This is a genomic window from Bradyrhizobium sp. SRL28 (assembly GCF_018596315.1).
In the GTDB taxonomy this organism is placed as follows: Bacteria; Pseudomonadota; Alphaproteobacteria; order Rhizobiales; family Xanthobacteraceae; genus Bradyrhizobium.
On sequence record NZ_JAHEAG010000001.1, the window covers coordinates 583,681 to 596,753 of the forward strand.

General features: G+C 64.2%; 13 protein-coding genes. All 13 read right to left on the reverse strand.

What is annotated here, in order from left to right:
- Positions 1-2: 2 nt before the first annotated feature.
- Genes KIP88_RS02720 through KIP88_RS02780 form a run of 13 tightly spaced genes read right to left on the reverse strand, consistent with a single transcriptional unit; the run spans position 3 to position 13,073 of the window.
- Positions 3-2,612, reverse strand: a complete 2,610-nt coding sequence (locus KIP88_RS02720; protein WP_214486294.1) for a hypothetical protein — start codon at positions 2,610-2,612, stop codon at positions 3-5.
- Complete coding sequence (locus tag KIP88_RS02725) at positions 2,612-5,008, reverse strand: hypothetical protein (protein ID WP_214486295.1); 2,397 nt, start codon at positions 5,006-5,008, stop codon at positions 2,612-2,614. The genes KIP88_RS02720 and KIP88_RS02725 overlap by 1 nt, the downstream gene beginning before the upstream one ends.
- Positions 5,001-5,153, reverse strand: coding sequence for a hypothetical protein (locus KIP88_RS02730; protein ID WP_214486296.1), 153 nt, complete (start codon positions 5,151-5,153; stop codon positions 5,001-5,003). Before KIP88_RS02730 ends, KIP88_RS02725 begins: the two co-directional genes overlap by 8 nt.
- An 8-nt stretch (positions 5,154-5,161) precedes the next feature.
- Positions 5,162-5,569, reverse strand: a complete 408-nt coding sequence (locus KIP88_RS02735) for a phage tail assembly protein (RefSeq protein ID WP_214486297.1) — start codon at positions 5,567-5,569, stop codon at positions 5,162-5,164.
- A 24-nt stretch (positions 5,570-5,593) separates the two neighbouring features.
- Complete coding sequence (locus KIP88_RS02740) at positions 5,594-5,995, reverse strand: phage tail tube protein (protein WP_214486298.1); 402 nt, start codon at positions 5,993-5,995, stop codon at positions 5,594-5,596.
- 45 nt (positions 5,996-6,040) lie between these two features.
- The gene (locus KIP88_RS02745; protein WP_214486299.1) at positions 6,041-7,609 is read right to left on the reverse strand and encodes a phage tail sheath C-terminal domain-containing protein; all 1,569 of its coding nucleotides are present in this window, start codon (positions 7,607-7,609) and stop codon (positions 6,041-6,043) included.
- Positions 7,610-7,667: 58 nt separating this feature from the next.
- On the reverse strand, positions 7,668-8,111 hold the full coding sequence (locus tag KIP88_RS02750) for a hypothetical protein (protein WP_214486300.1): 444 nt from the start codon (positions 8,109-8,111) through the stop codon (positions 7,668-7,670).
- Complete coding sequence (locus KIP88_RS02755; protein WP_214486301.1) at positions 8,050-8,769, reverse strand: hypothetical protein; 720 nt, start codon at positions 8,767-8,769, stop codon at positions 8,050-8,052. Before KIP88_RS02755 ends, KIP88_RS02750 begins: the two co-directional genes overlap by 62 nt.
- A complete protein-coding gene (locus KIP88_RS02760) occupies positions 8,766-9,134 on the reverse strand; it encodes a hypothetical protein (protein WP_214486302.1) in 369 nt (122 codons plus the stop codon). Before KIP88_RS02760 ends, KIP88_RS02755 begins: the two co-directional genes overlap by 4 nt.
- Positions 9,125-9,484, reverse strand: a complete 360-nt coding sequence (locus KIP88_RS02765) for a hypothetical protein (protein WP_214486303.1) — start codon at positions 9,482-9,484, stop codon at positions 9,125-9,127. The genes KIP88_RS02760 and KIP88_RS02765 overlap by 10 nt, the downstream gene beginning before the upstream one ends.
- Positions 9,485-9,487: 3 nt before the next feature.
- The gene (locus KIP88_RS02770; RefSeq protein WP_214486304.1) at positions 9,488-10,114 is read right to left on the reverse strand and encodes a hypothetical protein; all 627 of its coding nucleotides are present in this window, start codon (positions 10,112-10,114) and stop codon (positions 9,488-9,490) included.
- 3 nt (positions 10,115-10,117) lie between these two features.
- Positions 10,118-11,713, reverse strand: a complete 1,596-nt coding sequence (locus KIP88_RS02775; RefSeq protein WP_214486305.1) for a hypothetical protein — start codon at positions 11,711-11,713, stop codon at positions 10,118-10,120.
- Positions 11,646-13,073: a phage portal protein gene (locus KIP88_RS02780; RefSeq protein ID WP_214486306.1), complete on the reverse strand. Its 1,428-nt coding sequence runs from the start codon at positions 13,071-13,073 to the stop codon at positions 11,646-11,648. The genes KIP88_RS02775 and KIP88_RS02780 overlap by 68 nt, the downstream gene beginning before the upstream one ends.

A 13,073-nucleotide genomic window follows, 5' to 3' on the forward strand; every position in this document is an offset into this window, starting at 1 on the left:
TGCTACCTGTTTGCCATGTACTGTTTTGCGACGTCGTCAACGCTGGAGCCGCCGGTCGAGGTATGCGGGTTCTGTTCGATGGTCGTCATCGACCCCTTCTTGAACAGCTCGCTGCTGTCGGCGGCTTTCTCGGACGCGGTCTTGCCGCCGACCTGAACCTTGACGCTGCCCTTGGCGTCGATCTTGGTGTTGTCGTTGAGCGTGCCGCGATCGAGATCGGCGCGACTGCCGATCGATGCGGCAAACCCGGTGTTGGTGCCGCCGCCGCGAGAGTCGTACAGCGACGAGGGATAACCGCCGACGTTGGCGGCGTCTGTCTTGGGGGCCTTGCTCAGCGGGGTCCATTCGAGATGACCCCAGTCCTGCATTTTCGCGCCATCCTCCGGCGCGAGATTTCGCAGATGGTATTGCGCCTTCAGCGCTCGCCACTTGTCGGGGTTGGCCTTCGCCCACGCCGCGAGCGCCGGGCTGTTGTCAGGCCCGCTGCCGAAGCCACGCTCGATGTCGATGACGTTGCCGTAGGCGTGCTGCGACGCGCCGCCACCGTGGCGCTTTTGCCTGTTAGCGTAGACACCAGCAAAATCGCCGAGCGGAGCCCCGGCATCGGCGAGGCCCTTGAGAAATCCGACCATGTCCGGCCCGGCATATTTGTTTGCCGTGATCTCCTGCGGACCCTTGCCCTTCGGGATTCCGGTCGCGAATTTGTGCTGGGCCGCTGCGCTGCCGGGCGTAACATCGCCCATGCCCATCGCCGCAGCTTCCGGGCTTCCCATGAAATTGTATCGACCAACGCCAGCGTAGCCGGTGCTTCCTCCCGTCGTCGTCGCGGGGACAGCGCCATCGACCTTGCCGCCACTGAAAATCTTCTCGGCGTCAGCCTTCGAAACGCCTTCGCCGCCAGCACTCCCGGTGCTCGGGGCTGGCGCGGGGCTCCCATCCCCGTTACCACCGCCGCCGCGCCGACCACCGCGAAATCCTCCAGCTGGTCCACCTTGGTTTGGCTGATCGTAATTGCCGCCCCAGCCGCCGCTCGCGCCGCCGCCACCGAACCCGCCGCCGCCCTTGGTCTCGATGCGCTCATAGAAGTTGTTGAGCTTCTCCAGCTGCCCCGTCAGCTTCTCCATCTGACCGGTGTTGGCTTCGGTCTTGTCGGTCAGCTCCTGCGTCATGAATCCGACGCGCGTGCCAGAGACGTTGTCGTTGGCACCGAATTGCTTGAACCGATCTTGGATCGACTTCTTCACTTCATCCGGCTGCAGGCGCGACGGCTCCTGCCATTCCGGCGGCAGCACCGGAGCTGACGTGCCCGACTGAAAGTCTGGCAGATTGCCGCCTTGGCCGACCGCGCCCAGCTCTCCCGGCGTCGCCGTGTTGGCCAGACCTGAGGTGTCGTGCCCCATCTTGGCGGCCATCCACTCCAGAATATCTCGTATCGAGGACTCGCCCTTCTTGCCGAACAGCGCGTCGGCCCACCAGCCCTCATAGTCGCTCGGCGTCTTGATCGCCGCATACAGCGCCCCGATACTCTTAAGCTCTGCGCCGATCGCGTTGATGCCGCTCTTGATGTTGTCGATGTTCTTTTCAGCGAGTTCTAGAGCCTGCTTCAGCAACGGCAGCCCGGCCTTCAGAGCCTCCAGCTTGATCATTTCCATCTTGACGGTCATCGGATTCCAGATGTCCATCACGTCCTTCGACAGCTTCGCCAGCTTGGCGGCTTCCTGCTTGGCGGCCTCGGTCGGCGGCTTCAGCTCCGGCATGTCAATCAGGTTGATGGCGATGCCGAACTCGGAAAGAAACTTGTTGGCCTGCGCGCGAGCAACAGCGGGCATCGCACCCGACGCCAGCCATTGCTGCTCCAGCGATTTCGCGTATTTCACGGCGGCGTTGGTGAACTCGGTCGGGTCCATCACGCCGAGCGCATCGACCCAGTTGGCGTCAACGCCCTTGCTGACCAGCTTCTGCCTCAGCTCGGAGTTGCTCTTGTAGAGATCGAGCTGCGCTTGCTGGACGCCCTGAAACGTCCGGACCATCATCTCGGCTGATCCGCCGAACGCCTTCGCCTGATCCTGCGCGTTCTTCAGCTCGGCAAAGCTCATGCCCATGGTCCGTGCCGTGCGGTTCAGCTGGTCCATGTCCTTGGCGAGCTTGAACATCGATATGCCGTAGGCGGCAACTGCCGCGCCGACCGCCACGACGCCGATGCCAACCCCGATCAATGCCTGCGTCGAAATCCGTGCCACCGGGGTCAGCGACTTCATCGCCTCGCCGAGACCCTTCACGCCGCCCGCCGCGTCGTACAGGCTGAGCGCGATTTGCGGCAATCCGGCGGTGCCATCCCTCGCCGCCGTCGCCATCGCGCTGAGCGCGCGCCCGGTCTCGGCAGCATGCCGCTGCATCTCGCGCATCTCGGTGTTCAGAGAGCGCATCTTCGGCTGCGCGTTCTGCACGCCGGAAGCAAAGCTGGTCAGCCCGGTGGTCGCCGTCGCCAGCCCGGATGTCATCGTCTGCGCGGACTGCGTCAGCTGTCCGATCTCGCTGCGTATCCGCTGCAGCCCGACGCTCGCGCTGTCTACGAGATTGACTGTAAGGCGTAGCTCCTCAAACTCTGCCATCAGTTTGCCTTCGCAAGCTCTGCGGCGCGCTCGACCGTTGGGCCGATGCGTCTGGTCGTCTCGGTATTCTTGAATGGACCCGTGCCGCTGACCTCGACCTTGGTGCCAGCCGGGGCATCGACTTCAGCCTTGAGCCCTCCGGTGACCGATGGATTGTTCGCTGTCGTGGTGGACGCGCGATCGAGTTCAGCGCGATTTGCCGCCGCGACGCGCTCGCCTGCGGCCTCGTGCCTCGCGATTCTCCCACGGTTTACGCCAGCGTCGCGAAGCGGCCCGAAGTATGCGCCTGCGCCGTAGTTCGATCGCCCCGGCCAGCTGTCCTGTCCGCCGATCGCGTTGTCTTCGATGATCTTCTTTTTGAAAACATTGTTCATCGCCCTGATCTGGGCGTTGGGGTCGGTGACCTTTCCCTTGCCTCCCCACCGATCCAAATCTTTCTGCTCAAACTGATAGAGACCGGCGGTCCCGGTGTGACCGGCCTCGGAGGCGGGCGTCGTCGAGCCGCCACTCTCCTGCTGCGCCAGCTTGAATTGCAGCTTCGCCCATTCCTCGCGCGAGCCGGTCTTGATGCCAAAACGCGCGCCGTCCTTCGGTACGACGCCGATCAGTTCGCTCGGCACGTTGTTGTACAGGTTCTTGTAGAGATCGTTGTCGTTGATCTTGCCGCGCGCGCCCGACGTCCGCATGGGCGTGTCACCATATCGAGCGCTGCTGTCCTGTGCCCCGGTCACGGTTGCTCTGCTGGTTTCCGCCGGAGCAGCACTGTCACCAGAGCGGCTGCCGCCTCCGCCGCGCTCACCTCGACTGGCTCCGCCGTAGTTGCCGCCGCCACCGGAGAATGCCGCACCGCCGCCGAACAACGCGAGCCCGCTGCCGCCACCACCGCTGCCGCCACCAGCTCCGGTGCCGCCGCCGCCCAAGCTCTGCGCTTCCTGCCGATCGAAAAATGAGTTGAGCCGCGCGAGCTGCTGCGTCAGCTTGCCGGTCTCGGTGACATCATTTTCGGTCGCGTCCGCCAGCAATCCTTCCGGAGACTGAGCCTCGTCTCGACGGTCCTCGATGTTCTCCGATCGCCGCATCCACGACCAATCCCTGCCGCCTCCACCCCCAGCCCAGTCTGGCTCTCCGCCGCCGCCGGAAGGGCCAATGTCGGCGAATTTTTGAGCGCCGCCCGGCTTGCGCGTCACGGGTGCCAAATGACGCCGTATCGCCGGATCGAGGAAATCTACAATCTTGTCCTTGGTCTCCTGATCCTCACTCAGCTTGGTCAGCGTATCGATCGGGTGGTTGATCATGTCGAACACCCACTTGATCGTCTTGAAGACCTGCCCGACTGTCCGCATCTCGATCTTGATCTGCTCGATGATCGCGTCGGTGTGCTTCAGGGCTTCAACGAGATACGGCAGCTCCTCGTGCAAGCCCTCAAGCGCCATTTTCTCCAGCTTCACGCTCAGCGGGTTCCAGACCTCCATCACCTCGACACTGAGGACCTTGACCCGCTCCATGTCGGCGGCGGCTTCGGGCGACAGCGGTTTAAGCTCCGGCAGATCGCCGACCGTGACGCCGAACTCTTGGGCAAACTGCGCGGCCATCGCTGCGGCTGCACTGGTGGTCCAGCCCTGATCGGTCAGCGACTTTTCCAATCGCTTGGAGAAGCTGCGGATCATGTTGAAGGCTTCTCTCGGCTCTGCTGTCGAGAACGCCTTGATCCATTCCTCGCCGACGCCCTGCGTGAGCAGCTTGTTCTTCAGCTGCGAATTTCGGTTGAATAGATCGAGCTGCGCGGCCTGAATGCCCTGAAAATTTCTGGTGACGGTGTCTGCGGACTCGCCCACCGCCTTGGCCTGATCCTGTGCGCCCTTCAGCGTGGCGAAGCTGATCCCCAGCGTCTTCGACGTCTTTTCGAGCGCGTCCATCTCCTTGGCCATTCGGAAAACCGAAACGCCGTAAGCGATGGCGGCGGCACCGACAGCCACAACGCCGAGCGTGATGCCGCCCAGCGCCAGCGTGGCAACGCGCGCGGTGGGGCTGATCGCCGCCATGCCTTGAGCCATCTGGCTGACGCCGCGCGAAGCGTCCCAGAGCAGGATGGCCATTTGCGGCATGCCGGAGAAGCCCTGCTTAGCCAGCATTCCCATCTGGCTGAGCGCCCGCCCGGTGTCGGTAGCGGCGCGCTGCAACTCGCGCATCTGGACGTTGGCGGCCCGGACCTGTGGCGCGGCGGTCGCCGATGCATTGCCGAAAGCGACGACGGCAGTGGTGGACGCCGTGATCCCCGCCGCCATCTGATTGGTGGTGTTGATCAGCTGACCGAATTCGGAGCGCAGCCGCGACAGCCCCGCAGATGCGTTATCTACGAGGCTGACGGTAAGGCGTAGCTCCTCAAATTCAGCCATCGTCCTGCGCTGCCCTTTCGCGTCTCAGCTGATGCGACAGCTCGATGGTCCGCTCCAGATGGATGCGAACCTCGGATAGCGGCATGTCGAGGAATGTCGTCGGCGAGATTTTGTAGAAGTTGGCCAGCCGATAACAATCCAGCACGCCCTCTCCTACCAAGCTGTCGGGTCCGGGATAAAAAAACCGCGCAGCCTGTAGGCGCAGGAATTCCAGTCGCGAGGGTCCATCGCCTCGATGAACGGCGGCAGGATGCCGGACAGCGCCGACATCATCGTTGTCATCTTGCGTTCGAGGATGATGACGTCGCCGTCCTGATTGACGTGGCACGGATTGCCGTATCGATTGATGTCGCCGCCAGTCGGCTCGCGGAAGCTCAGCTCGTGCACGGTGTCGGCTCCTGACCGCACGCCGCGATGCAGCAGCTTGACCTTGACCGGCCAGACTTCCTTCGGCTGTTCGATTTGCTCGGGCTCGTTGTCGATGTCGATGATCGGGCCGGGTGTCTCGGGGAGCGGCTCAGCGTTTCTGACGAACCCCTCCCGGTCGTTTGGCTTGTTCATGTTTTTTCCTTTGGGTGTTGTTTGTTATCGCGCGGCCAGCTGGACCGGCGCGACCGGCATGTCGATCGCCATCTCCTCGCACCACAGCCCTTCCCAACGCACGCGCACCTGACCGTCGCGGGCGTTGGCTTCAAGGGCTGCCTTGCACGTCGCGCCGATCAGGCTGTACTGCCAACCGTTGGCGAGCTGTGCGACGACGTTGACATCGGTTGCGCCGTCAAGGTCTTCCAGCGCGAGCCCGCGCGTGGTCGAGATGTCGCCCTCGATGAAGGGCACACGCGGCAGCTCCTGATAGCCGTGCACGCCGTCCTGTCCGGCGATCATGGTTCGCTCGACCGGCGACGGCGAGACAGTGAAGTTGCCGCGCAGCGCGAGCATGTTGGAGCCGACATAGAGGTAGGCGATACCAGCAAATCTCTGGGCCATTGTTCACTCCTGAAATTTCGGGGAAGAGGATCGGAATTTCGGTTGCTAGCCGGTGCCACCGGCAGCAAGGCGAACGCCACCAGCGGTGATTTCGCTGTCCACCCCACGGTCGTACTGGAGACGAAATTGGGCTAAGACTGCGAAGACGCGGAGCTGATTGATGAGGTCCGGCGGATACAGCACGTTGACGCGGTTCGGATTGTTCGGATCGCGCTCGACCAACAGGTTGTTCTTGAACGACTTGGTGTCCTCGACCAGACCGTTGTACTCGTCCTGCCGATACTCGGCGACCAGCTCGGCCTTGATGATGCCGGGCGTGACGATCGCCTGACCGGGGCCGAAGCGGGTGCCGTCGTTGGCCAGCTTGTGCCTCGGGAATTTCGACGTGATGGCCTGCTTTTGGTTGCGCAACAGGCGCGCGAGCGTCGCCAGCGTCGTCACCAATTCGTACGCGTCATCGCCCTGCCCGTACAAATTAAGCTGATACGTCGTGGTCTCGCGAAGGATCATCGGCACGCCTTCGCTGCCCATCTCCTGCGTCGCAATGCCGTAGCCCGCGATTGCGTTCAGCTCCATGCGGTTGAAGCGCTCATGCAGCGGAGCTGCCAGAATGCCGTTCAGCGCCAGCGTCTGCAGCGGACGTGCCGGGTCGTTGGTCAAGCCGCGTGCGGCCTTCGCAGCGTATGCCGCCGTCCACTCGTAGACCGGCGACGGTGCCATCAGCTCGATGCCCATGATCGAGGTGACGCCAGAGTTGCGGGTCTCGCCGAACAGGATCATGTCGGCGTACGACGCGCGCTTCATCGAGAAAATATGGCCGTACAATTGCCGCATCCAGCCCCAGCGCCCGCTGTCCGAGAAACCATACTCGGTCTCCCACGCCAGCAGCGAGGTCGAGTCGGTGAACGGCATCGCCACGTATTCGAAAGTGCGTTCGCCGAGATTGGTGATCGCATCGTCGAACACCGGCACGCCCGCGCCGCCCGACAACATGCCCGAGCCGGAATAGGTGATGGTGACGCCGGTCGGAAGTTCCTCGCTGCCGATGCGACCGTAATAGCTGTCGCGCATGTCGATGTCGTTGCCGCTGGTGCCGGTCCAGTTGCACGTCAGCGTCACTTCAGTCGGGCCGCCCACCGAAGACACCGGCAGATCGAAGTCCTCGTTGATCGCCGCCGAGATTGCGACATTGATGTCGTTGAGCGTATCGCTCGCGCCGATGTTGATCGGCACATGGTGGCCGCCGATGTAGAGGTGGATGGTGCCCGCCTCGTGTCCGGTCGGGTCCACCGCCACGGTGACGGTGCCGCTCGCGGCGGTGCCAGCAGTCGGCTCATCGACCGGGAGCCCCCAGACCTCGTGCGCGAAGTTGTTGGCGAAGAACGCCGCGAACATGTTGGCGAGGTGCGAGCCCTGACCGAATTGCTTGTCGGCCTGCGCCTGCGTTCCGATCGGCAGCGCGACGTCTGGCACGGCGATGCCTTCAGCGGTCTTGATACCGACGAGCAGCGCGGGTTGGCGAATGGTCCAGATTCCAGCTTTCGACGGGTCCACTTCGGCCCAGAAAAGCGGAAGCCTCCAATTGGCAGGAATGCCAGCAAAGCTGATAGGCATGACTACATCTCCTTATTTTGCAGCCACGTCACAGCGCGCTGCGATCACGGGGGTTGGATCAGGCTGCCGACTGCGGCGGCTTCGATACCGGCGCAGGCTTGCCGTTGGATTCCGGCTGCGGCTCTGGCTGTGGCTCTGGCTGCGGCTCCGACTTCGACTCCGACTTCGGCTTGTTGGCCTCGGCCTGCTCGCGCGCGTTCTTGGTTTCGTCAGGCTCGGCACTTTCAGCGGAGCCGGGACCATCGAGACGGACGGAGCCGTCCTTGATGCGTCGCTTGGTGAAGGCATCGTTCGGCCACTCCACCGCCTCGCCGAGCGTCTCGCGGAAGCGGACGCCGCCGCCGGGATGGCGCAACGCGGCGCGCAACGCTTCGCTGCCCGCGTAGACCTTGACGGTCTTCGGCGGCCCGTCGATCACGCGCAGGCGCGCGAGCCTTGCCTCACGGATTTTCTTGCGGGGGTTTTCCGCCCGCTGCGGCACTTCGGTTTTGACTTCGACCATCGTCGCTTCCTTTCGTGGTTGCCGGTTCGAACGTGTACTCGGTGACAATGCGCTGCACTTCGTCCGCTGGCGGCATCGTGTCATCGTCGTCCAGCGGCACGGTCTCGACGCGCATCGACAGGAAATCGTCGAGGATGATCGGGGTGTAGTCGGCGCGATAGCGCAGCGTCTGCTCGTAGCGCAGCTCGCTCATCGGCGTTTCGTTGTTGAGCGGCGGATGATCGAAGAAGCGCCACGAACCGTTCATCAGCGCTTCGATCCGCACGTTGTCCGGATTGCCGATGCCGCCGGGATAGGCGCGGGTGTCGATCATGTTCATCAGGTACGGGTCGCGCCACAGCCAGTTCATGATGACCCAGTAGGCCTCGTTGAGCTTCTCCTGCGTCGCTTCCGGATCGTTGTTGATGATGACCACCGAGAAGCCGATGGTCAGGCTGTGGATCATGTCGATGTCGCCGTGGTTCGGGTCGCCGTCCGGCGTCATGTCCTCCTTGACCAGATAGACGCCGAGTGTCGGCAGCTGGTTGACCTGTGTCGGCAGCTGGCGGCTCTTGCGAATGGTGAAGCCCGCATAGAACGGCGCAGTCACCAGTTTTGCGAGCAGCATGTCGCGGATGACGAGGCCGTAGCTGAAGACCGTCGTGTCGGTCGCGGTCATGACGGTCTGGCGGTCACGATCTTGCGGATGACCAGCGTGGTCTCGCCGCCGCCGTTGGCCTCGGTGTCAACGACTTCATAATCGCCGACACCAATGTTGCCAGCGTCCGCGTCGGGCGGGATGTTGATGCGGTCGAGCTGCTCCGGGACGACGGTGAATTCGTCGTCGCGCACGTCGAGAATGGTCTGCTGATCGGAAATGATGGAGCCGTCCATCCCCGCCACGTCCACCGGGCGGGTGTCGTAAATGCCCCGTGCGCCATAGGCGGGCATGCCCGGCTGCGAAGCCAGCGGCGTGATCGTCACCGGGCGCGCGAACATGTCGAAGTTCGGCAGATAAACCAGCGTCGAGAAATTTACTGCCATTCGATGGCCTCCCTGCACATCTCCTTCATGCGGTCGAACAGTTGCTCGACCAGCTCGGGACGCAGGATCGGACGGCGTCCGCCAGAGACGCGGCGTCGAGCCTGCTTCCGTCTGCCGCCCTTGCCGCCGCCGGGCGCGTTGATGCGGGGCTTGCGCGAGCGCGGATAGACGAGAGTCGTGACCGACAGACCGGCCTGCTCGTCGATCTTCGGAAACTTCCGGTTCATGTCCTCGCGCTGCCAGTCCAAGAAAACGTCGGGCAGCTTTTGATCCAGCTCGGAGACGCGCTTCTGCATGTCCTCGAACTGTTGCAGCAGCTTTTCCGACTCGACCTTGACTTCGAACGGCACGGCTCAGATCCAGTGCCGGATGTAGTGGCCGAGCAGGCCCTCGACGGTCTGCCGCGTGTTGCTGCTGGCACCACCGCCGCCGCCGGTCGAGCTGCCGCTGGTCGGCGTGTGAAACATCACGCGCGCTTCCTTGTGCGCGATCATCTTGACGCCGGTCAGTGCCGCCGCCGCCTGTTCGGCCTTCGATGTCGAGACGATCAGCGCGCAGGCCTGCTTCAATGCATCCGGCACTTCGTCGGGGCACACATAGCCGCCCGTGTAGGTGACGATGATGGGCTCCTCGCGCGCGGTGAAGATCGACAGCTTGCCAGAACCCTCCTCCAGCTCGTAATCGATGCGATCTTTGCCGTTGGTGGTGACGCTCTCGACGTCTGCTTCCTTGACGGGCCAGTGCGTCAGATAGACCCGACGACTGCCAAGGCAGCGCCACGTCTCCTGCACCTTCTCCTTGGCGAACACGCGATTGCACAGCGTCGAGATGGTCGAGGAGCCGACGTCGATCAGCCATTCGAGTTGCGGGTCGGTCGCGCCCACGCCGGTCGGCAGGCCGAGCGCGACCTTCAGCTCGTCGAGCGAGATCAGGTCGGTCTCGTCTGCAGGCACCAGAATCTTGACGGTGACGTCGGCCATCGCTCACCTCGCCTCAAGGTGGAAGCGTTCGAAGATCCGGCGCAGCGGCAGCGGCTCGCCCTCACTGCGATCCGACATGATCGGCGTGGCGGAATAGTTTTCCTCGTCGATCTTCCAGTCGATAATCGAGACCGACGCGCCGGACAGGCCCTGCAGCCCTCGCTCGCCGCGCTCGCCCTTGTCGCCGCGCTTGCCTTGGCTCACGAGCAATTGCCAGCCAGCGCCGGGGCATGGTCCCGGATCGTCTTGCTTGGCGATGAAGCTGCTGCCGTTGAGCGCGACGAGGTCGAGCGCGCGGTAAGCGATCTGGGGATCGAACAGGCCCCGGACCTCGATCGACCGCCCGTCGTCGCCATCCGCGCCCGCCCGCGCGAGGCAGATCCAGTCCTTGCCGATGCCGGGCTCCTGCGCCGTGTCGCGCACCGCCTGATAGGTGCCGCCGTCAGCGGTCACGACATCGTCCTCGTAATGGACACCCGGCTCCCAGACCTTGACGCGCGGCAGCGCTCCCGTCAGGCCGCGCTCGCCACGCTCACCGGCCGGACCGGATTCACCACGGTCACCGGGGGTGCCCGCCTCGCCGCGCAAGCCCATCTTGCCGGGTTCACCCTGCAGGCCGCGTTCGCCGCGTTCGCCGCGATCACCCTTCAGCCCGATGCCGGGAATCCCTTGATCGCCCTTCTCGCCACGCTCGCCGGTCACACCGCGTTCGCCGGGCGCTCCGCGTTCGCCGGGCTCGCCCTTGATCGACAGGCCGGGCTCACCCCGGTCGCCCTTCTCACCGCGCTCACCGCGTTCGCCACGATCGCCAGCATCGCCTTTGACCGACAGGCCCGGTATGCCCTGCTCACCGCGCTCGCCACGATCGCCGGTCTTGCCGATCTGGCCGGGGATTCCCTGCAGCCCACGCTCGCCGCGCTCGCCGCGATCACCCTTGAGGCCGATGGGGCCGGGCTCGCCGTCCTTGCCGGGTAGGCCGGGCTCGCCGCGCTCGCCGGGATCTCCCTTGATGCTCAGTCCGGGCTCGCCCTTCTCGCCGTGCTCACCAGCTGCACCGGACTCGCCGCGCTCGCCGGGCAGGCCCTGCAAGCCCTGTTCACCGCGCTCGCCTGCATCGCCTTTCTCGCCAACCGCACCGGGTTCACCGGCAGCCCCCGGCTCACCGGGTATGCCGGGCTCACCGGGAATGCCGGGGTCTCCGATATGACCGGGCTCACCAGCCGGGCCGGGCTCGCCGCGCTCGCCATCCTTGCCGGGCGTTCCGGGGTCTCCCTGCTTGCCGACGCCGCCGGGGATGCCCTGCAGGCCGCGCTCACCGCGCTCACCACGGTCGCCCTTCATGCCGGGCGCACCGTCACGCAGGCTGGCCAGCTTCTCGCCAACCATTTTCTCCATCATGCTTTTCAGCTCGACGATCTCCGCGCGCAGCTCCGCCAGCGTGACCCGCCCCTGCGCCTCCATCAGTTCGCGCTCGCGCGTCCACTGCTTGCGGTGCGATGAGATGATCTGACCGAGCGCGTCGCGCAGCGCGTCAAGCGTTGCTTCGGTCATAATGGTCGGCGCGTGCGAGGATGGTTCGGAGTTCGGTTGCAACGACATCGCTGTAGTCCTTCGCCGAAGTTGGTTTATCCTCTGGCGGCTTCTCTGCCGGTTTCGGCAGTGCAAGCATTCCCGGTTGGGGCGGAGCGCCGGGCATACCGGGCGCGGACGGGATGCCAGCGGCAGCGCTCAGCGGCACGACTTGCTGTTGAACTCGGGGCTCGTCGCCGTATTCGACTTCGTCCAAACTCTCCGAAGCCCGCGCCTCGTTCGGCGAGAAAATGCCGCCCTGCACCGCCTGCGCGAGACCGGCGATTCTCTCCTTGAAGGCGGACCGCAACAGCGCCTTGGTGTCGAACTCGACATATTCGTCGGGCTGGCCCTTGAGGTTGAACAGCAGGCCGTAGGCGTCCTCGATGTGGTTGAGCGCGAAACCGAGACCGGACGCGACCCATTGCAACATCAGTGCCTCGGTCGAGCCCATGGTGGTGCCGCCGAGCCCAAGAATCTGCAGCGGTATCCGGAACGCCAGCGCGATGCGCTGTTCGGTCAGCTTCATGACCTCGGCGAGATCGGAGTCCTTGCTGTTCGACGCCAGCATCATCGGCTTCAGGCCTGCGGTCAGGATCGGCGTGCCGCCCGCTCTCAGCCCTTTCGACTGCTCGTCCCAGCGGTCGCGAATGAATTGCACCTGATCCTTGTCGAGGATCAGATCGGTGGTCAGCACCGCGCTCGGCCGCGCTTGGTTCATATAGAAGTTGATCTGCTGCGCCGTCATCGCGTTCGACTGCATGATGTCCTGCAGCGCCGAGCCGAGCGGCGTATCGCCCACCAGCGGATAGGGTATCCGCCGCCGCGATGCATGAAGCCGGATGTGGAGCACGTCGCGCGCTGGCACGATCAGTTGCTCTCTCACCTGTTTGTCGATGACGTCATTCCCGGCGAGCCGGTAGAAGATGTCGCCGGTCGATGCGATCTGCGGAGCCGACAGGCGCGAGTCCATCAGATGCAGCTCGTCGATCTCGAAACGATCGTTGCGCAGCGCCAGTGCGTAGGCGTTGCCTTCGTAGTACAGCCAGCGCGTCGCGTTCAGCATGAAGTCGGACGGCGACTGATAGCTGTTCGGATAGCGCAGGATGCGCGACAGCGCCGAGTTGGTGACGCGGTCGCGACCGTTCTTGTCGTTCATGCGCCAGTGATCGCCGGGGCACATCGCCACCGTCTGCGAATAGGCCGACAGGCACGCCTCTACCATCGCCGAGCTGTCGCCGCCGATTGGCTCGATGCCTGACTGCCAGAAATTCCACGGCGAACCGGCAGGCAGCCAGCCGCCGGTCACCGGGAGTTGGTAAGGACCATTGTGCCACTCGCCCTCTCCCTTGAGGAAAGGGCGAATGATCCGCTGGAGAAAGTTCGCCAT